Origin of the sequence: Rubrivivax sp. JA1026 (assembly GCF_011065555.1) — a bacterium.
GTDB classification, from domain to species: Bacteria; Pseudomonadota; Gammaproteobacteria; order Burkholderiales; family Burkholderiaceae_C; genus Rubrivivax; species Rubrivivax benzoatilyticus.
In genome coordinates this window covers 101,563-120,626 of the sequence record NZ_JAALCQ010000004.1, presented here as the reverse complement: position 1 = coordinate 120,626, position 19,064 = coordinate 101,563, and the positions used below count along the sequence as shown (strand labels likewise).

General features: G+C 70.2%; 16 protein-coding genes. 6 read left to right on the top strand and 10 right to left on the bottom strand.

The annotated features are described in order from the left end of the window. The first annotated feature begins 129 nt into the window (after nucleotides 1-129). The 3 genes from tyrS to dtd are packed head-to-tail and all read left to right on the top strand — an operon-like array spanning nucleotide 130 to nucleotide 2,739. The gene (gene tyrS, locus G5B56_RS08855) at nucleotides 130-1,368 is read left to right on the top strand and encodes a tyrosine--tRNA ligase (RefSeq protein ID WP_029718725.1); all 1,239 of its coding nucleotides are present in this window, start codon (nucleotides 130-132) and stop codon (nucleotides 1,366-1,368) included. Nucleotides 1,369-1,405: 37 nt separating this feature from the next. Beyond that, the gene (locus tag G5B56_RS08850; protein ID WP_164962952.1) at nucleotides 1,406-2,302 is read left to right on the top strand and encodes a cation diffusion facilitator family transporter; all 897 of its coding nucleotides are present in this window, start codon (nucleotides 1,406-1,408) and stop codon (nucleotides 2,300-2,302) included. Then, complete coding sequence (gene dtd / locus G5B56_RS08845) at nucleotides 2,299-2,739, top strand: D-aminoacyl-tRNA deacylase (RefSeq protein WP_164962951.1); 441 nt, start codon at nucleotides 2,299-2,301, stop codon at nucleotides 2,737-2,739. Before G5B56_RS08850 ends, dtd begins: the two co-directional genes overlap by 4 nt. A gap of 343 nt (nucleotides 2,740-3,082) precedes the next feature. Here dtd and G5B56_RS08840 read toward each other — a convergent pair whose 3' ends face one another. Next, on the bottom strand, nucleotides 3,083-4,054 hold the full coding sequence (locus tag G5B56_RS08840; RefSeq protein WP_009858089.1) for a tripartite tricarboxylate transporter substrate-binding protein: 972 nt from the start codon (nucleotides 4,052-4,054) through the stop codon (nucleotides 3,083-3,085). A 255-nt stretch (nucleotides 4,055-4,309) separates the two neighbouring features. Here G5B56_RS08840 and G5B56_RS08835 point away from each other — a divergent pair, with 255 nt between their 5' ends. Then, entirely contained in the window at nucleotides 4,310-5,272 is a 963-nt protein-coding gene (locus G5B56_RS08835) for a tripartite tricarboxylate transporter substrate binding protein (RefSeq protein ID WP_164962950.1), read from the top strand. Between the two features lie 9 nt (nucleotides 5,273-5,281). Here G5B56_RS08835 and G5B56_RS08830 read toward each other — a convergent pair whose 3' ends face one another. The 8 genes from G5B56_RS08830 to G5B56_RS08795 all read right to left on the bottom strand — a co-directional run bounded on the left by G5B56_RS08830 (nucleotide 5,282) and on the right by G5B56_RS08795 (nucleotide 14,443). Beyond that, a complete protein-coding gene (locus G5B56_RS08830; RefSeq protein WP_164962949.1) occupies nucleotides 5,282-6,550 on the bottom strand; it encodes a phenylacetate--CoA ligase family protein in 1,269 nt (422 codons plus the stop codon). A 12-nt stretch (nucleotides 6,551-6,562) separates the two neighbouring features. Beyond that, nucleotides 6,563-6,868, bottom strand: coding sequence for a hypothetical protein (locus tag G5B56_RS08825; protein WP_009858086.1), 306 nt, complete (start codon nucleotides 6,866-6,868; stop codon nucleotides 6,563-6,565). A gap of 168 nt (nucleotides 6,869-7,036) precedes the next feature. Then, on the bottom strand, nucleotides 7,037-7,843 hold the full coding sequence (locus G5B56_RS08820) for an ABC transporter ATP-binding protein (RefSeq protein ID WP_164962948.1): 807 nt from the start codon (nucleotides 7,841-7,843) through the stop codon (nucleotides 7,037-7,039). A gap of 143 nt (nucleotides 7,844-7,986) precedes the next feature. Continuing rightward, nucleotides 7,987-9,306 carry an ABC transporter substrate-binding protein gene (locus G5B56_RS08815; protein ID WP_164962947.1) on the bottom strand — a complete coding sequence of 440 codons (1,320 nt, stop codon included), beginning with the start codon at nucleotides 9,304-9,306 and terminating at the stop codon, nucleotides 7,987-7,989. A 50-nt stretch (nucleotides 9,307-9,356) separates the two neighbouring features. Next, a complete protein-coding gene (locus G5B56_RS08810) occupies nucleotides 9,357-10,421 on the bottom strand; it encodes a branched-chain amino acid ABC transporter permease (protein WP_164962946.1) in 1,065 nt (354 codons plus the stop codon). A gap of 13 nt (nucleotides 10,422-10,434) precedes the next feature. After that, a complete protein-coding gene (locus G5B56_RS08805; protein ID WP_009858082.1) occupies nucleotides 10,435-11,364 on the bottom strand; it encodes a branched-chain amino acid ABC transporter permease in 930 nt (309 codons plus the stop codon). A gap of 159 nt (nucleotides 11,365-11,523) precedes the next feature. Further along, entirely contained in the window at nucleotides 11,524-12,378 is an 855-nt protein-coding gene (locus G5B56_RS08800; protein WP_404947956.1) for an ABC transporter ATP-binding protein, read from the bottom strand. A 118-nt stretch (nucleotides 12,379-12,496) separates the two neighbouring features. Beyond that, on the bottom strand, nucleotides 12,497-14,443 hold the full coding sequence (locus G5B56_RS08795) for a long-chain fatty acid--CoA ligase (protein ID WP_164962944.1): 1,947 nt from the start codon (nucleotides 14,441-14,443) through the stop codon (nucleotides 12,497-12,499). Between the two features lie 141 nt (nucleotides 14,444-14,584). Here G5B56_RS08795 and G5B56_RS08790 point away from each other — a divergent pair, with 141 nt between their 5' ends. Beyond that, complete coding sequence (locus G5B56_RS08790; RefSeq protein WP_164962943.1) at nucleotides 14,585-15,316, top strand: Crp/Fnr family transcriptional regulator; 732 nt, start codon at nucleotides 14,585-14,587, stop codon at nucleotides 15,314-15,316. A 96-nt stretch (nucleotides 15,317-15,412) separates the two neighbouring features. After that, nucleotides 15,413-18,145 carry a pitrilysin family protein gene (locus G5B56_RS08785; protein ID WP_206023498.1) on the top strand — a complete coding sequence of 911 codons (2,733 nt, stop codon included), beginning with the start codon at nucleotides 15,413-15,415 and terminating at the stop codon, nucleotides 18,143-18,145. Between the two features lie 65 nt (nucleotides 18,146-18,210). Here G5B56_RS08785 and G5B56_RS08780 read toward each other — a convergent pair whose 3' ends face one another. Then, complete coding sequence (locus G5B56_RS08780; protein WP_164962941.1) at nucleotides 18,211-19,059, bottom strand: alpha/beta fold hydrolase; 849 nt, start codon at nucleotides 19,057-19,059, stop codon at nucleotides 18,211-18,213. Nucleotides 19,060-19,064 lie beyond the last annotated feature (5 nt).

Here is a 19,064-nt window from a genome sequence, read left to right as displayed (position 1 = left end):
TGTAGGCCCCTGCTTCGGGGTCGGCGTCGTGTCGTCCTCTAGAATCTTTCGCCCAGTCCTACAACGGGCCGCGCGAGTATAGCCAAGCCCCCCACGAGCAAGGGGGCCGCCCGCATCAAAAAACCTGCCATGTCCGACTCCTCTGCCGCCCCGTTGACGCCGATCACAGACCGCGTCATGGAGGCGATGCGCATCTCCCGCCGCGGCTGTGACGAACTGCTCCCCGAAGCCGACTGGCTGAAGAAGCTGGCCCGTGCCGAGGCCACCGGAACGCCGCTGCGCATCAAGCTCGGGCTGGACCCGACGGCTCCCGACATCCACATCGGCCACACCGTCGTGCTCAACAAGATGCGCCAGCTCCAGGACCTGGGGCACACGGTGATCTTCCTGATCGGCGACTTCACGTCGATGATCGGCGACCCCTCGGGCCGCAATTCGACGCGCCCGCCGCTGACGCGCGAGCAGATCGAGGCCAACGCCCAGACCTACTACAAGCAGGCCAGCCTGGTGCTGGACCCGGCGCGCACCGAGATCCGCTACAACAGCGAGTGGAGTGACGCGCTCGGCGCTCGCGGCATGATCCAGCTGGCGGCGCGCTACACGGTGGCACGCATGATGGAGCGCGACGACTTCAAGAAGCGCTTCGAGTCGAACACGCCGATCAGCGTGCACGAGTTCCTCTACCCGCTGATGCAGGGCTACGACTCGGTGGCGCTGAAGAGCGACCTCGAACTCGGCGGCACTGACCAGAAGTTCAACCTGCTCGTCGGCCGCGCGCTGCAGGCCGAGTACGGCCAGGAGCCGCAGTGCATCCTGACGATGCCGCTGCTCGAAGGCCTGGACGGCGTCGAGAAGATGTCCAAGAGCAAGGGCAACTACGTCGGCATCACCGAGCCGGCGAACGCCATGTTCGCCAAGATCCTGTCGATCAGCGACGAGCTGATGTGGCGCTGGTACACGCTGCTGTCCTTCCGCAGCGAGGACGAGATCGCGGCGCTCAAGCGCGAGGTCGAGGGCGGGCGCAACCCGAAGGACGCGAAGGTAATGCTCGCCAAGGAGATCACGACGCGCTTCCACAGCGCCGCCGCGGCCGAGGCCGCGCACGAGGACTTCCAGCGCCGCGCCGCCGGCGGCGTGCCCGACGAGATCCCCGAGTGCTCGCTGTCCGGCGCGCCGCTGGGCATCGCCGCGCTGCTGAAGCAGGCCGGCCTGGTGCCGTCGACCAGCGAGGCGATGCGCATGGTCGAACAGGGCGGCGTGCGTGTCGACGGCGGTGTCGTCTCCGACAAGGCGCTGAAGCTGGCGGCCGGCACCTACGTCGTGCAGGTCGGCAAGCGCAAGTTCGCGCGCGTGACGCTGGGCGCCTGAGCGCCCCGCCCGCCGCGTCCGCTGCGTCCGCCCCGCGATGCAGGTCAGCAGCTACCTGAAGATCTCGGTCGCGGTCGCCATCGCGACGATCGCGCTGAAGACCGGCGCCTGGTGGGTCAGCGGCAGCGTCAGCCTGCTGTCCGACGCGATGGAGTCGCTGGTCAACCTGGCCGGCGCCACCTTCGCGCTGGCGATGGTGACGATCGCCGCGCGCCCGGCCGACGAGGAGCATCCCTACGGCCACCACAAGGCCGAGTACTTCTCCAGCGGCTTCGAGGGCGTGCTGATCTTCGTCGCCGCGCTGGCCATCGTCTGGGCCGCGGTCGAGCGCCTGCTGAACCCGCAGCCGCTGGAGCAGCTGGGCTTCGGCCTGGCGCTGTCGGTGATCAGCTCGGTGCTCAACGGCGCGCTCGCCTGGTCGATGCTGCGCAAGGCGCGCGCCGTCGGCTCGATGGCGCTCGAAGGCGATGCCCGCCACCTGTTCACCGACGTCTGGACCTCGGCCGGCGTCGTCGGCGGGCTGGTGCTGGTGCACTTCAGCGGCTGGCTGTGGCTGGACCCGGTGCTCGCGATCCTGGTGGCGCTGAACATCCTGCGCGAGGGCGCCTCGCTGATCTGGCGCTCGGCCAGCGGCCTGATGGACCAGGCGCTGGAGCCCGAGGTCATCGCCAAGGTCGACGCCGCGCTGGCGGCGTTCGCCGGGCAGCCGATCCGCTTCGATCACGTGGTCACGCGCCGTGCCGGGCAGCGGCGTTTCGTCGACCTGCACCTGCACGTGCCCGGCGGCTGGACGCTGTCCCATGCCGCCCAGGTGCGCACCGAGGTCGAGGCGGCGCTGATGGCCGCGGTGCCCGGGCTGCGCGCGAGCATTCAGTTGCTGCCCGTCGACGCCGAGGCGATCGCGCTGCCGGGCGAGGAGGACCCGAACCCATGATGGCGCTGATCCAGCGCGCCGCTGGCGCGCGTGTCGAGGTCGAAGGCCGTGTCGTCGGCCAGATCGCGCAGGGCCTGCTGGTGCTGGTCTGCGCCGAGCCGTCGGACACGCCGGCGCAGGCCGCCAGGCTGGTCGACAAGCTGTTGAAGCTGCGCATCTTCAGCGACGAGGCCGGACGCATGAACCGCAGCGTGCAGGACGTCGGCGGCGGGCTGCTGATCGTCTCGCAGTTCACGCTGGCGGCCGACACCTCGGGCGGCAACCGCCCGAGCTTCACCGGCGCCGCGCCGGCCGAACTCGGCCGTGCGCTCTACGAGGATGTGCTGCGCCTGGCGCGCGAGCGCCATCCGACGGTGGCTGCCGGGGTCTTCGGCGCCGACATGCAGGTGCATCTCGTCAACGACGGGCCGGTGACGATCCCGATGCGGATCGCCTGACCTCGTTGGCGTCCGGCTGAGGACGATGGAAAGACGGGGTCAGGTCTCGTGAGACCTGACCCCGGGCTGCCAGAACGTCGCGCGAGGGAAAGACGGGGTCAGGTCTTGCGAGACCTGACCCCGGGCTGCCTCCGGGCTGCTCCTGACTGCAGCGTGTGACCGTGCGCGGGCACGTTCACACGTCCTCAGCCCTCGCGCGTGAAATCGCGCTCGGGCCTTCGCCTGGCGTGCAACGCCTTCCGGCGTCGCACGTCCGGGCTCAGTCAGCCTTGCAGGCCGCGTCCTCGCAGAGCTCGGACCCTGACTGCAGCGTGTGACCGTGAGCAGGCACGGTCACACGTCCTCAGTCAGCGTACTGTCCGGCGGCCTTGATGATCGGGCCCCACTTGTTGATCTCGGCCTCGACGAACTTCTTGTGTTCGGCCGGGCCGACGCGGCTGTCGGTGACGACGACCGCACCCAGCGCTTCCTCGCGCTTGATGAAGTCGGCGTCCTTCAGCGCCTTGCGCAGCGCGGCGTTCAGCGTGTCGAGCACCGGCTTGGGCGTGCCGCGCGGCGCGTAGACACCGTGCCAGATCGTCACGTTGAAGCCCTTGACGCCCGACTCGTCCAGCGTCGGCAGCTTGGCCAGCGCCGGCGCCGTCAGGCGCTTGGTCGTCGTCACGGCGTAGGCCTTGACCTTGCCGCTCTCGATCTGGCCGGTGGTGTTCGTCGTCTGGTCGCACATGATGTCGACTTGGCCGCCGAGCAGGTCGGTCATCGCCGGTGCGGTGCCCTTGTACGGCACGGTCGTCATGTCGATGGCCAGGCTCTGCTGGAACAGCACGCCGCACAGGTGCGAGGCGGCGCCGAGGCCGGCGTTGGCGAGGTTGATGCGGCCCTTGTTCGCCTCGAGCCACTTGCGCAGCTCGGCGAAGTTGTTGGCCGGCAGGTCCGGGCGGCCGATCACCGTCATCGGCACCTCGTTGATGAGGCCGACGTACTCGAAGTCGTCCAGCGTCTTGTACGGCAGGTTGCGGTACAGCGCCGGCGAGGTCGCCATGCCGATGTGGTGCACCAGCAGCGTGTAGCCGTCCGGCGTCGCCTTGGCGACCTTGGCCGCGCCCAGCGTGCCGCCGGCACCCCCGACGTTCTCGATGACGATGGTCGTGTTGTTCAGCTGCTTGCGCAGCGCTTCGGCCAGGTCGCGCGCGACCTTGTCGGTGGGGCCGCCGGCTGCGAACGGCACGACGACGGTGATCGGCTTCTCGGGATAGGCGGCCGATGCGGTGGCGGCAACCAGGGTGGCGGCCAGGGCCAGCAGCGTCTTCTTCAAGATGTCTGTCTCCTTCAGTGGTGGTCAAGGTCCGGGATGCGCGAATCCTAGGGCGCGCAAACGGCCCGCCACGTCGGGAAATACGTAGCGGCAAACCCGCGCCCGCGCTGCACTTGACGCCTGTCAGCAGCATCGGGCCGCCGCGCCGGCCGAGAGCGTGACGGATGGCCGCTCTGCCGCCGTTCGTCGCGGCGCGGACCGGGCGGGCACCGCAGAATCCTGCGGGTTTTCACCCATGACGACACCTTGCCGCCGATGAACCTCCCGCTCACGCGTCGTTCCCTGCTCGCTGCCGCCGCCTCGCTGGCCCTGCCTCCGGCCTTCGCGCAGCCGGCGCGGCCGCTGCGTTTCGTCATCGGCTTCCCGTCCGGCGGCTCCAGCGACGCGATGGGCCGTGCGCTGGCCGAGCGCCTGGCCCCGGCGCTGGGCCTGCCGCTGGTCGTCGAGAACCGCCCGGGGGCCGGGGGAACCACCGCCGCAGCCGCGGTCGCCAAGGCCGAGCCCGACGGCTCGACGCTGATGCTGGCCTCCTCGCACCACCTCGTCGCGCAGTACGTGCAGACCGGGCTGGGCTACGACTTCGCCACCGCTTTCGAGCCCGTCGCCGCGATGGCCGCGGTGCCCTCGGTGCTGGTGGTCGCGGCGCGCTCGCGCGTCGGCTCGGTGCGCGAGCTGATTTCGGCCGCCGCCGCGGGGCCGGACCGGCTGCGCTACGGTTCGGTCGGCGCCGGCTCGACCCAGCAGGCCACGGCCGAGCTGTTCCGCATCCGCGCCGGCATCAAGCTCGATGGCGTCGCGTTCCCCGGCGGCAACGCGATGATGGCCGGGCTGGCCAACGGCGACATCGAGCTCGCGTTCGAGACCATCCCGTCGGCGCTGGCCCAGATCCGCGCCGGCAAGGTGAGGGCGCTGGCGGTGTCGACGGCCAAACGCTCTTTCGCGCTGCCCGACGTGCCGACGCTGGCCGAGGCCGGGCTGTCGAACTTCGACGCCCCGGTCTGGTACGGCGCGGTTGCCCCCGCCGGCACGCCGCGCGCGACCGTCGAGCGCCTGAACGCTACCGTCAACCGCCTGCTCGACAGCGGCGAGTTCAAGGCCCAGCTGCTGCAGATGGGCGCCACGCCGGTGACGATGACGCCGATCGAGTGGGCCGGCGCGATCCGCCTGGACCTCAAGCGCTGGGAGCGCCTGGCGCGCCAGGCCAAGCTGGTGGCCTGAGGCCCGGCCTCAGCCGACGCGGCGCAGGTCGTCGATGACCTTGCCGTCGTTGGGCAGCTGGCCCGGGTCGCAGAGCTCGACCTCGGCGCGCAGCTTGGTCACGTCGCGCACCGTCTGCGCGATCGACGCCGCCAGGCCCTCGGGCCGGCGCGTGCACTCGACCATCAGCGTCATGCGGTCGTCGGCCATCTCGCCTTCGACGACCAGGCGCGCGCGGCCCAGCTCCGGATGCCGGCGCAGCACCTCGGCGACCTGCGCCGGGTGCACGAACATGCCGCGCACCTTGGCCGTCTGGTCGGCGCGGCCGAGCCAGCCGCGCATGCGTGCGTTGCTGCGGCCGGTCGGGCAGGCGCCCGGCAGGATCGCCGACAGGTCGCCGGTGCCGAAACGGATCAGCGGGTAGTCCGGGTTCAGCACCGTGACGACGACCTCGCCGACCTCGCCGTCGGGCAGCGGCTCGCCGGTGCCGGGGCGCACGATCTCGACGATCACCGACTCGTCGAGCACCAGGCCTTCGCGCGCTTCGGTCTCGTAGGCGACGAGGCCCAGGTCGGCCGTCGCGTAACTCTGGTAGGCCTCGATGCCGCGGGCGCGGAAGGCGTCGCGCAGCGCCGGCGGGAAGGCCTCGCCGCTGACTGCGGCCTTGCGCAGCGCCGGCAGGCGCAGGCCGGCGATGTCGGCCTTCTCCAGCAGGATGCGCAGAAAGCTGGGCGTGCCGGCGTAGGCGTCGGCGCGCAGCTCGGCCAGCGCCTGCAGCTGCAGCTCGGTGTTGCCGACGCCACCGGGGAAGACCGCGCAGCCCAGCGCCAGCGCGCCGCCTTCCATCATCGAGCCGGCCGGCGTCAGGTGGTAGCTGAAGCTGTTGTGCACCAGGTCGCCGGCCGTGAAGCCGGCGGCGCGCAGCGCACGCCCGAAGCGCCAGTAGTCGGCGGCCGCACCCTCGGGCTCGTAGATCGGCCCCGGCGACTGGAAGACACGGCGGGCGACACGCACCGCGCCGATGCCGCGCCAGCCGATCGCCGCGAAGCCACCGAAGGGGTCGCCGCCGGCGGCACGTTCGGCAGCCTGGCGTTCGAGCAGCTCGTGCTTGCGCGTCACCGGCAGCGCGGCCAGCGCGGCACGGCTGGTCACCGCGGCCGGCTCGACGCCCTGCAGCCGCGCCGCGAAGGCCGGCGTGCACAGCGCCGCGGCCACCTGGGCCGGCAGTGCCGCCATCAGCGCCGCCTCGCGTTCGGCGGGGTCGCGGGTCTCCAGCGGGTCCAGGGCGGTGTCGCTCATCGTCGAGGGCTCCTAGTCATCGCGGTCGCTCCAGGCGGCGAGCCGCTTCTTCAGGTCGGCAACGAAGTCGCGCACGTCGGCCCCCGAGCGCAGCGTCTTCGACTGCCATTCCGGGCTGCTGCGCGACGGCCGCTTCACCGTCTGCGCCTTCAGCGCCGTGTCGTCCAGATCCACCCGCGCGATCGCGCAGCCGCGGCGCTCGAACACCCCGGCCCGCTCCGCCAGCCCCAGCTCGCGCAGGTCGCGCCGCAGCCGCTGCAGCGCCTCGGCCGGGTTGAAAGCCGGCGGGGCGAACCCCAGGAAATCGTCGTCGTTCATGGCGGATCTCGATGCGGTCGAAGAACCGCCATTCTTCATCCTCGCGGTCAGCGGGCCTGCGAGGCCAGCACGGCACTCGCCATCAAGCCCTCGCCGCGGATCCGGCTCCGCCGGTCCGCCGGCGAGCGGCCCCCTCGGGGGGTAGCGAGCGATAGCGAGCTTGGGGGCTCAACTCAACCACCGCTTGCGCCGCTTGTAGCTCTTCGCATCGCGGAAGCTCTTGCGATCGCCGCCGCCCATGCCGAGGTAGAACTCCTTGACGTCCTCGTTCTCGCGCAGCGCCTCGGCGCTGCCGTCCATCACGACGCGGCCGTTCTCGAGGATGTAGCCGTAGTCGGCGTACTTCAGCGCGATGCTGGTGTTCTGTTCGGCGAGCAGGAAGGTCACGCCTTCGCGCGTGTTCAGGTCCTTCACGATCTCGAACACCTCCTCGACGATCTGCGGCGCCAGGCCCATCGACGGTTCGTCGAGCAGCACCATCTTCGGGTTGGCCATCAGCGCGCGGCCGATGGCGCACATCTGCTGCTCGCCGCCCGAGGTGTAGGCCGCCTGGCTGGTGCGGCGCGTCTTCAGGCGGGGAAAGTAGGTGTAGACCTTGTCCAGCGTCTCGGCGACCGCGGCGCGCCCGTCGCGGCGCGTGTAGGCGCCGGTCATCAGGTTCTCCTCGATCGTCAGGTGGGCGAAGCAGTGCCGGCCTTCCATCACCTGCACGACCCCACGCTCGACCATCTGCGCCGTCGACAGCTTCTCGATGCGCTCGCCACGCAGCTCGATCGCCCCCTTGGTCACCTCGCCACGTTCCCCGGCCAGCAGGTTGCTCACCGCACGCAGCGTGGTCGTCTTGCCCGCCCCGTTGCCCCCCAGCAGCGCCACCACGCCACCTTCCGGCACGCGCAGCGACACCCCCTTCAGCACCAGGATCACGTGGTTGTAGATGACCTCGATGCCGTTGACGTTCAGCAGCACATTGCTCATCGCCGTCCTTCAACAGTTGTTGCCGCGCGCTACAGGGGCCGCGCGAAGCGCGCCCCGCCCTTCAAGCACACGCCGTGGACCGGCTCCGCCGGTCCACTGGCGTGGCCCCCCTGGGGGGGAGCGGCGAAGCCGCTACGGGGGGGTCAACTCTGACAATCGGCAGGCGAGCGCCGCGTCAGCTTCTTCTCGCCCGCATACCGGTCCGCCGCGCTCTTGATCATCGGCTTCAGGATCTGCTCGTCGGCCTGGTACCAGTCGGAGCTGAAGCCCCACTTGGCGCCGTCCCAGGTCTGCACACGCGCCCAGGTCGAGCCCTGGTGGTCCATGCACGAGGTGCTGATCGGGCGGATCACGCCGGTCAGGCCGAGCTGGGCGAGCTTCTTGTCGTCCAGCGCCAGGTTCTCCAGGCCCCAGCGCACCTGCTCGCCGGTCATCACCTTGCCCTTGCCGAAACGCTCCTGCGCGCGGCGCACGGCCTCGACGCCCAGCGCCTGGATGATCACGCCGCGCGTGTACAGCACCGAGCCGACCTCGTCCTTCGGCCCCGTGCCCTGGCCCTTGGCATGCACGTGCTTGAGGATGTCCTGGATGACCTGCGGCGTCGTGCCCGAGGTGTTCAGCGCCAGCGCGTTGTAGCCCTTGGCGCCCATGCCGACGTCCTTGACGTCGGGTTCGGCGCCGGCCCACCAGACGCCGTACATCTTCTCGCGCGGGTAGCCGGTGGCCTGGGCCTCCTTCAGCGCGGTGGAGTTCATCACGCCCCAGCCCCACAGCAGCACGTAGTCGGGGCGCTGCTGGCGCACCTGCAGCCAGGCCGACTTCTGCTCGACACCCGGTGCCGTGACCGGGATCTTCACCAGATCGAAGCCGTGCATCTGCTGGCGCTCGTCGAGCAGCGGGATCGGCTCCTTGCCGAAGGGGCTGTCGTGGTAGACGAGCGCGATCTTCTTGCCCTTGAGCTTGTCGAACCCGCCTTCCTTCTTCGCCAGGTGCTGGATCAGGATGTCGGCGGCCGTCCAGTAGCTGCCCATCAGCGGGAAGTTCCACTTGAAGACACCGCCGTCGGCCGAGGCCGACAGGCCGTAGCCCAGCGTCAGCAGCGGCACCTTGTCGGCCGGCGCCTTGTCGGTCAGCGCGAAGGTGATGCCGGTGGCCTGCGGGTCGAACAGCGTCGCGCCCTTGCCCTTCAGGCGTTCGTAGCACTCGACGCCCTTGTCGGTGGCGTAGCCGGTCTCGCACTCCTCGAAGCTCAGCTTGACGCCGTTCACGCCGCCGTCGCGTGCGTTGATCATCTTCAGGTAGTCCTGCTTGCCGTTGGCCCACGGCGTGCCGTTCGGCGCGTACGGGCCGGTGCGGTAGACCAGCAGCGGGAAGAACTGCTCCTTGGCCTGGGCGAACGAGGCTCCGGTGGCGGACAGCAGGGCGGTCGCGGCCAGCGCGTAAGTGGCGAGCTTCAGCTTCATCGGTCGTTGTCTCCGTGGTGTTCTGGTGCGGGGGAACGGGAAGCGGGACTTCAGTGGGGGAATGGCCAGAGGCGCAGCTTTTCCTTGGCCGTGGACCAAAGCCGCGCGATCCCGTGCGGCTCGACGATCAGGAAGAAGACGATCAGCGCGCCGAAGATCATGAAGGTCAGGTGCGCGGCGAGCGCCGTGTCGATGGGGATGCCGAACCAGTACGGCAGGCTGTCGAGCACGATCGGCAGCACGACGATGAACGCGGCGCCGAAGAAGCTGCCCATGATCGAACCGAGGCCGCCGATGATGATCATGAACAGCAGGTCGAACGAGCGGTTGACGCCGAAGGCCGCCGGCTCCCAGGAGCCCAGGTGCACGAAGCCCCACAGCGCGCCGGCGACGCCGACGATGAACGAGCTGACCGCGAAGGCGCTCAGCTTGGCGTAGACCGGGCGGATGCCGATCACCGCCGCGGCGACGTCCATGTCGCGGATCGCCATCCACTCGCGGCCGATGTGGCCGCGCACCAGGTTCTTGGCCAGCGTCGCGAAGACGAGCACGAAGGCCAGGCAGAACATGTACTTCTGCACCGGCGACTCGATCGGGATGCCCAGGAACTGCAGCTCGGCGACGCTGACCGAGCCCGAGGTCGAGCCGTTGGTCACGAACTTCAGCCGCAGCGCCGCCCAGTCGACGAAGAACTGCGCCGCCAGCGTCGCCACCGCCAGGTACAGCCCCTTGATGCGCAGCGAGGGCAGGCCGAAGAGCACGCCGACGGCGGTCGAGCACAGGCCGCCGAGCAGGATCGAGGCGACGACCGGCATGCCGTCGATACGCACCTGGAAGTTGTAGGCCGCGTAGGCGCCCACCGCCATGAAGGCGCCTGTGCCCAGCGAGATCTGGCCGCAGTAGCCGACGAGGATGTTCAGGCCCAGCGCGGCCAGCGACAGGATCAGGAACGGGATCAGGATCGCGCGGAACAGGTACTCCGGCGCCACCAGCGGCACGACGACGATCGCCAGCGCCAGCAGCAGCGCGATCGCGACGCGGTCCTGGCGGATCGGGAAGACCTGCAGGTCGGCGCGGTACGAAGTCTTGAACTGGCCGTTTTCGCGGTAGAGCATCGTTCGGCTCCGTTCAGACGCGGTCGATGATCTTTTCCCCGAACAGCCCCTGCGGCCGCACGAAGAGGAAGACCAGCGCCAGCACGTAGGCGAACCAGATCTCGATGCCGCCGCCGAGCATCGGCCCGACGTAGACCTCGGACAGCTTCTCGCCGACACCGATCAAGAGGCCGCCGACGATGGCGCCCGGCACCGAGGTCAGGCCGCCGAGGATGACCACCGGCAGCGCCTTCAGCGCCACCAGCGACAGCGAGAACTGCACGCCCAGCTTGCTGCCCCAGATGATCCCGGCGACCAGCGCGACGAAGCCGGCGACGCTCCAGACGATGACCCAGATGCGGTTCAGCGGGATGCCGATCGACTGCGCCGCCTGGTGGTCGTCGGCCACGGCGCGCAGCGCACGCCCGGTGGCCGTCTTCTGGAAGAACAGGCTCAGCGCGGCCACCAGCGCGGCGGCGATCAGCGCCGCGTACAGGTCTTCCTTGTTGACGAGGATGCCGCCCTCGAAGGTGCTCTCCAGCAGGAACACCGGGTCCTTGGGCAGGCCGACGTCGATCGGATAGATGTCGTTGCCGAAGATCGTCTGGCCCAGTCCTTCGAGGAAGTAGGCGATGCCCAGCGTGGCCATCAGCAGCGTCACGCCTTCCTGGTTGACCAGCTTGCCCAGCACCAGGCGCTCGATGGCCCAGGCGACGACGATCATCACCGCCATCGCCGCGACGATGGCCAGCAGGTTGGCCAGCAGCTGGCTCTCGAAGCCGAACCAGGCCGGGAACCAGGCCGAGAAGCGCGCCATCGCCAGCGCCGCGAACAGCACCATCGCGCCCTGGGCGAAGTTGAAGACGCCGCTGGCCTTGAAGATCAGCACGAAGCCGAGCGCGACCAGCGCGTACAGCATGCCGGTCATCAGGCCGCCGATCAGGGTTTCGAGGAAGAAGGCCATGTCAGGGTGCGCCGCCGTAGGCTCCCTCTCCCGCGAAGCGGGAGAGGGCGGGGGGTGAGGGGAGACGCGTGCCACGAGCCCTCACCCCAGCCCTCTCCCGCGGGCGGGAGAGGGGGGCAGGCCGGCGGTGCGCGTCGCGGGTCATCACTCGGAAGAAGCTCAGTGAGACGTGCCCAGATACGCCGCGATGACGTCGGGATTGCTGCGCACCTCGTCGGGCGTGCCGTCGCCGATCTTCTTGCCGTAGTCGAGCACGACGACGCGGTCGCTGATGTCCATCACGACGCCCATGTCGTGCTCGATCAGCACGATGGTCGTGCCGTACTCGTCGTTGACGTCGAGGATGAAGCGGCTCATGTCCTGCTTCTCCTCGACGTTCATGCCGGCCATCGGCTCGTCCAGCAGCAGCACCTGCGGCTCCATCGCCAGCGCGCGGCCGAGGTCGACGCGCTTCTGCAGGCCGTAGGGCAGGCGCCCGACCGGCGTCTTGCGCCAGGCCTGGATCTCGAGGAAGTCGATGATCTTCTCGACGAACTCGCGGTGCTCGCACTCCTCGCGCTCGGCCGCGCCCCAGCGGAGGGCCTGCTGGAAGAGGTTGGTCTTCATCTTCAGGTTGCGGCCCGACATGATGTTGTCGAGCACGCTCATGCCCTTGAACAGCGCCAGGTTCTGGAAGGTGCGCGCGATGCCCATCTCGGCGACCTGGCGGCTGTTCATGTGCGCGAAGGTCTTGCCGCGAAAGCTGATCGAGCCCTCCTGCGGCGAGTAGACGCCGTTGATGCAGTTCAGCATCGAACTCTTGCCGGCGCCGTTGGGACCGATGATCGAGCGCACCTCGTGCTCGCGCACGTCGAAGCTGATGTCGGTCAGCGCCTTGACGCCGCCGAAACGCAGCGAGATGTTGCGCACGTCGAGGATCACCTCGCCGCTGCGGCGGCCGGTGGCAGTTGCCGGTTCTGACGACGTCTTGTTCGCGGGTTGTTCGAGCACGGCGGATTCGTCTGTGGCAATCATGCGAAACACCTTTCGATGGCAGCCCGTCGATCAAGCTGACGCCGCGGAACGGGCTTTGCCCGGCCGCTGGCGTCGCCCCCTTGAGGGGGAGCGCCGAAGGCGCTACGGGGGTGGGTCATCACGCCGCCTTTCGCTGCGCGGGGAAGACCTTGCTGTCGAGGATCGCCAGCGTCGCCGAGACGCTGCCGCTGCGGCCGTCCTCGAACTTCACCGCGGTCTCGATGAACTGCTCGCTGCGGCCCTCGTAGAGCGCGTCGACCAGCACCGCGTACTTCTCGGCGATGAAGCCGCGCCTCACCTTGCGCGTGCGCGTCAGCTCGCCGTCGTCGGCGTCGAGCTCCTTGTGCAGCACGAGGAAACGGTGGATCTGGCTGCCGGCCAGCCGCTCGTCGCCCGCCAGGTCGGCGTTGACCTGCTCGACGCATTCGCGCACCAGCTCCAGCACCGGCGGCTTGGCCGCCAGGTCGGTGTAGCCGGCATAGGGCAGGTTGCGCCGCTCGGCCCAGTTGCCCACCGCCTCGAAGTCGATGTTGACGAAGGCGCAGACCTTCTCGCGGCCGTCGCCGAAGGCCACCGCCTCCTTGATGAAGGGGAAGAACTTCAGCTTGTTCTCGACGTACTTGGGCGCGAACATCGCGCCGTCGTTGGCGCCGCCAGCCAGCCGGCCGACGTCCTTGGCGCGGTCGATGATCTTCAGGTGCCCGTGGGCGTCGAGGAAGCCGGCGTCGCCGGTGTGGTACCAGCCGTCGGCGGTCAGCACCTCGGCGGTGGCCGCCGGGTTCTTGTAGTACTCCTTCAGCAGCCCCGGGCTCTTCACGAGGATCTCGCCGTTGTCGGCGACACGGATCTCGACGCCGGCGATCGGCACGCCCACCGTGTCGGCACGCACCTCGTGGTCGGGCTGCAGGCAGACGAAGACCGCGGTCTCGGTCGAGCCGTAGAGCTGCTTCAGGTTGATGCCGATCGAGCGGTAGAAGGTGAAGAGGTCCGGCCCGATCGCCTCGCCGGCGGTGTAGGCCACGCGCACGCGCGACAAGCCCAGCGTGTTGCGCAGCGGGCCGTAGACGAAGAGCTGGCCCAGTGCGTAGGCGATGCGGTCGCCCAGGCCGATCGCCTTGCCGTCCATCAGTTGCGGGCCGACACGCCGCGCCACCGCCATCGCGCGCCGGTACATCCAGCGCTTGAGTGCCGAGGCGTCCTCCATGCGGATCGTGACGCTGGTCAGCAAAGCCTCGAAGACACGCGGCGGCGCGAAGTAGTAGGTCGGGCCGATCTCCTTCAGGTCGATCGTCACCGTGGCCTGCGACTCCGGGCAGTTGACGACGTAGCCGCAGGCCAGCCACTGGGCGTAGCTGAAGATGTTCTGGCCGATCCAGGCCGGCGGCAGGTAGGCCAGCACTTCCTCGTGTTCGGTCAGGCGGTCGAAGTCGCGGCCGGCCGAGGCGCGGTCGAGCAGCGAGCGGTGGGTGTGCACCACGCCCTTCGGGTTGCCGGTCGTGCCCGAGGTGAAGAACATCGCCGCGACGTCTTCCGGCGTGCCGGCCTCGACCGCGGCGTCGAAGGCGCCGGGGTGCGCGGCGTCGTGCGCGCGGCCGGCCTCGATCAGCGCATCCAGCGACTCCAGGCCCGGCTCGGCGTACTTGCGCAGGCCGCGCGGGTCGTCGTACCAGAGGCGCTCCAGCCGCGGGCAGGTCTCGCGCAGCTCGAGCAGCTTGTCGACCTGCTCCTGGTCCTCGACGACGGCGCAGCGCACGTCGGCGTTGGTGATCGGAAAGGCGTACTCCGGCGAGGCCGCGTCCTGGTACAGCGGCACCGGCACCGCGCCGATGGACTGCAGCGCCAGCATCGACGCATACAGCCGGGGCCGGTTCTCGCCGACGACGACGACGTGCTCGTCGCGCGCGATGCCGGCCGCCGCGAAGCCGCCGGCCAGCGCACGCACCAGCGTCAGCAGCTCGCTCCACGACAGCGTCTGCCAGATGCCGTAGACCTTCTCGCGCAGCGCAGGGGCCTGCGGGCGGCGCTTCGCATGCTCCTGCAACAGACGCGGGAAAGTCGTCGGCATGGCGGCTCCAGAGGGCGGCGGGCCGGGGCCGAGGGTGGCCGGCTCCGTTCGAGACGATCGTACGAACGGCTTTGACGTCGAGTTGTCGTTCTGACGACAATCTTCGGGAACGTCCCACCGGGTCTTTCCCGCAGCCGCGCCATGACGTCGACCACGCCCTCGCCGGGTTCCGCCGCGCTCGCGTCACGCTCGCGTGCCGCCACCGCCGAAGAACTCGCCGGCATCCCCTGGCTGGGCCGTCTCGACGCCGTCGAGCGCGAGCGTGTGCTCGCCGACCTGCGTGTCGTGCAGGTCGAGGCCGGCGAGCACGTCTGCCGCATCGGCCGGCCGGTGAGCTACTGGTTCGGGCTCATCGACGGGCTGCTGAAGATGAGCAACGACTCGGCGCTGGGCATGCCGATCACCTTCACCGGCGTGCCGCCCGGCGGCTGGTTCGGCGAAGGCACGGTGCTCAAGCGCGAGCCCTACCGCTACAACATCGAGGCGCTGCGGCGCAGCCACGTCGCCGGCATCGGCGCCGACACCTTCCACTGGCTGCTGGACCGCAGCATCGGCTTCAACCGTTTCGTGATGCTGCAGTTGAACGAACGCCTGGGACAGTTCATCGGCGCACGCGAGATCGACCGCCTGACCGACCCCGACGAACGGGTCGCACGCAGCCTGGCCTCGCTGTTCCACCCGACGCTGTACCCCGGCGTCGGCGAGGTGCTGCACATCACGCAGCAGGAGCTGGGCTATCTCGTCGGCCTGTCGCGCCAGCGGGTGAACGAGGCGCTGCACGCGCTGCAGTCGCGCGGGCTGATCCGCGTCGAGTACGGCGGCGTGCGCGTGCTGGCGCTCGACGGGCTGCGCGGCTTTCGCGCCGGCGGCTGAGCGCCAACCCCCGCTGGCCGTGGTGGCGTCGCGCCGCGGGCCTACACTCGCCGGCTTCGTCCTAGCCTGTCCCTGCAGAAGATGATCAGAGCCTGGTTGAGCGCCGCAGCCCTCGTGCTGTCGGCATCCTTCGTGCACGCCGCGCCGCCGCCCAAGGCCGCGCTTCCCGCCGGCGTCGTCGCCGTCACCACCGTCGAGGGCATCGCCGAGTACCGGCTGCCCAACGGCCTGCAGATCCTGCTGGTGCCCGACGAGTCCAAGCCGACGACGACGGTCAACGTCACCTACCGCGTCGGCTCGCGCCACGAGAGCTACGGCGAGACCGGCATGGCGCACCTGCTGGAACACCTGCTGTTCAAGGGCACGCCGACGACGCGCAACGTGATGGCCGAGTTCAGCCGCCGCGGCCTGCGCGCCAACGGCACGACCTGGTTCGACCGCACCAACTACTTCGCCAGCTTCGCCGCCAGCGACGACAACCTGCGCTGGTACCTGTCCTGGCAGGCCGACGCGATGGTCAACAGCCTGATCGCGCGCCGCGACCTGGACAGCGAGATGACCGTCGTGCGCAACGAGATGGAGATGGGCGAGAACAGCCCCAGCGGCGCGCTCTTCCAGAAGACGATGGCCGTCATGTACGACTGGCACGCCTACGGCAAGGACACGATCGGCGCCCGCGCCGACGTCGAGAACGTCGACATCCCGCGCCTGCAGGCCTTCTACCGCCGCTACTACCAGCCCGACAACGCGACGCTGATCGTCACCGGCCGCTTCGACGTCGCGAAGACGCTGGGCTGGATCACGCAGAGCTTCGGCAAGATCCCGCGGCCCAAGCGTGTGCTCGAGCCGACCTACACGCTGGACCCGGCGCAGGACGGCGAACGCACCGTGACGCTGCGCCGCACCGGCGGCGCGCCGATGGTCTTCACCGGCTTTCACGTCGCCCCGGGCGCCAGCGCCGACTTCGCCGCCGCGTCGCTGCTGGCCGGCATCCTCGGCGACGCGCCGGCCGGCCGGCTGCACAAGCGCCTCGTCGAGGGCAAGCTGGCGGCGTCGAGCTTCGGCGTCGCCTTCGGTCTGGCCGAACCCGGCGTGCTGTTCACCGGCATCGAGCTGGCCCCGGGCCAGGACGTCGAGGCCGCGCGGGCGGCGATGCTGGCGACGCTGGACGGCGTGGCCGCCGAGCCGATCACGGCCGAGGAGCTCGAGCGCGCCCGCGTGAAGTGGCTCAACGGCTGGGAGAAGGGCTTCAGCGATCCGCAGGCCGTCGGCATCGAGCTGTCCGAGGCGATCTCGCGCGGCGACTGGCGGCTGTTCTTCGTCGAGCGCGACCAGGTCGAGAAGCTGACGGTCGAGGACCTGAATCGCGTCGCGCGCCAGGTGCTGCTGCGCGACAACCGCACCGTCGGCACCTATCTGCCGACCGAGAACCCGCAGCGCGCGCCGACGCCGGCGCGGGTCGACGTCGCGGCGCTGGTCAAGGACTACCGCGGCCGCGCCCAGCTCGCGCAGGCCGAGAGCTTCGAGGCCACGCCGGCCAACCTCGACCGGCGCACCCAGGTCTCGGCGCTGCAGAGCGGGCTGAAGGTCGCGCTGCTGCCCAAGAGCACGCGCGGCGGCGCGGTGCAGGCGCGGCTGCGGCTGCACTTCGGCACCGGCAAGGCGCTCGAAGGCCAGGAGACCGTCGCCAGCGTCGTCGCCGAGATGCTCGACAAGGGCGGCGCCGGGATGACGCGCCAGCAGATCGCCGACCGCTTCGACGCGCTGCGCGCCCAGGTCGGCTTCAACGCCAACGGCCAGGACCTGGACGTCGCGATCGTCACCGTGCGCGAGCACCTGCCGGCGGCCGTCGCGCTGGTCGGCCGGCTGCTGCGCGAGCCGGCCTTCCCGGCCGACGCGCTCGACGAGGTCAAGCGCCAGTGGGCGACGGCGATCGAGAACCAGAAGCAGGAGCCCGCGGCGCTGATCGCCAACGCGCTGGCGCGCCACGGCAACCCGTACCCGCGCGGTGACCTGCGCTACGCACCGAGCTTCGAGGAGATGGCCGACGACGTCGCCAAGGTCGATGCCGCGCAGCTGGCGGCTTTCCACCGCCGCTTCTACAGCGCGGCGGCGGGCGAGTTCAGCGCCGTCGGCGACTTCGACGCCGAGGCCGTGCAGCGTGCGCTGGTCGTCGCCTTCGCCGACTGGCGGGCACCGGCCGACGGCGCGCAGGCCTACGAGCGCCTGCCGCAGCCGCGGGTCGAGGTCGCGCCGGCGGCCTTCAAGCTGCAGACGCCGGACAAGCAGAACGCCAACCTGCGCACCGCGCTGGCGCTGCCGGTGTCCGACCGCGACGCCGACTACCCGGCGCTGCTGATGGCCAACTACCTGTTCGGCGGCAGCACCTCGTCGCGGCTGTGGACACGTGTGCGCGAGACCGAGGGCCTGAGCTACGACGTGCGTTCCACGATCGACTGGAGCCGCATCGAGCAGAACTCGACCTGGTCGGTGAGCGCGATCTTCGCGCCGCAGAACCGCGCCAAGGTCGAGGCCGCGGTGATGGCCGAGCTCGACAAGGCGCGCCGCGAAGGCTTCAACCAGGCCGAGTTCGAGGCCGGCCGCAAGGGCCTGCTGAACACGCTGCGCCTGCAGCGTGCGCAGGACCCGGTGGTCGCCGGCCAGCTGGCGTCCAACCTCTACCTGGGCCGCACGTTTGCGTTCTCGCAGCAGGTCGACGACAGGATCTCGGCGCTGACGCTGGAGCAGGTGAACGCCGCGCTGCGCAAGTACCTGGACCCCTCGCGCTGGAGCATCGCCTGGGGCGGTGACTTCAAGGAAGGCAACTGAGAACCGCCGGGCCGCGTGCCCGGCTTGTCTTGCGAACGGCCCGTCGACGACGGGCCGTTTTCGTTTCAGCCCGCGATGAACGCGCGCAGCCGCGCCAGCGCCTCGTCGGGCCGGTCGCGCCAGGTGCCGTGGCCGGCGCCTTCGATGACCGTGTACTCGACCAGCGCCGGCGGCAGCGCGGAGGCGATGTCCTCGGCGTCGGCGACCGGGCACACCGGGTCTTCAGCGCCGGCCAGCACCAGCACCGGGCAGCGCGCGGCGGCGAGGCCGGCGCGCAGGTCCATCGCCGCGTGTTCGGCCTCGTTCCAGCCGAACAGGATCTCGGGCCGGAAAAGGCCGCGTTGGCCGGCGTCCGGGTCGGCCGGGCTCGTGGTGTTGTAGAGGTGGCGGCAGTGCTGTTCGTAGGCCGCCCAGGTGGCGGCGTCGGGCCGCGTCCAGAAGGCTTCGGCGGCGTCGCGCGCCGCGGCGCCGCCCAGGCGCTCGAACATCGCCAGCTTGCGCGCCAGCTCGAACCGCGGCGCGGTGCTCGACAGGATGACCTTGGCCGCATGGCCCGGGTGGCGCGCGATGTAGCGCTGGGCGACGAAGCCGCCGAAGGACTGGCCGAGCACGATCGGGCGTTCGACGCCGAGCGCGTCGCACAGCCGCACGACGTCGTCGGCGAAGGTGTCCAGCGTCCATTCCTCGGCCGGGCGCGGGTCGCTGCGGCCGTGGCCGCGGTGGTCGACGTAGACGATCTGCACCAGGTCCGCCAGGCGCGAGAACAGCGGCTTGAAGCTCGCATGGTCGAAGCCGGGGCCGCCGTGCAGCAGCAGCAGCGTCGGCTTCTCGCGCAGCGTGGGGCCGTCGGGCACGAAGCCCGGGCCTTCGACGTCGACGAACAGGCGCACGCCGGGCTGGATCTCGATTCGCATCTCGG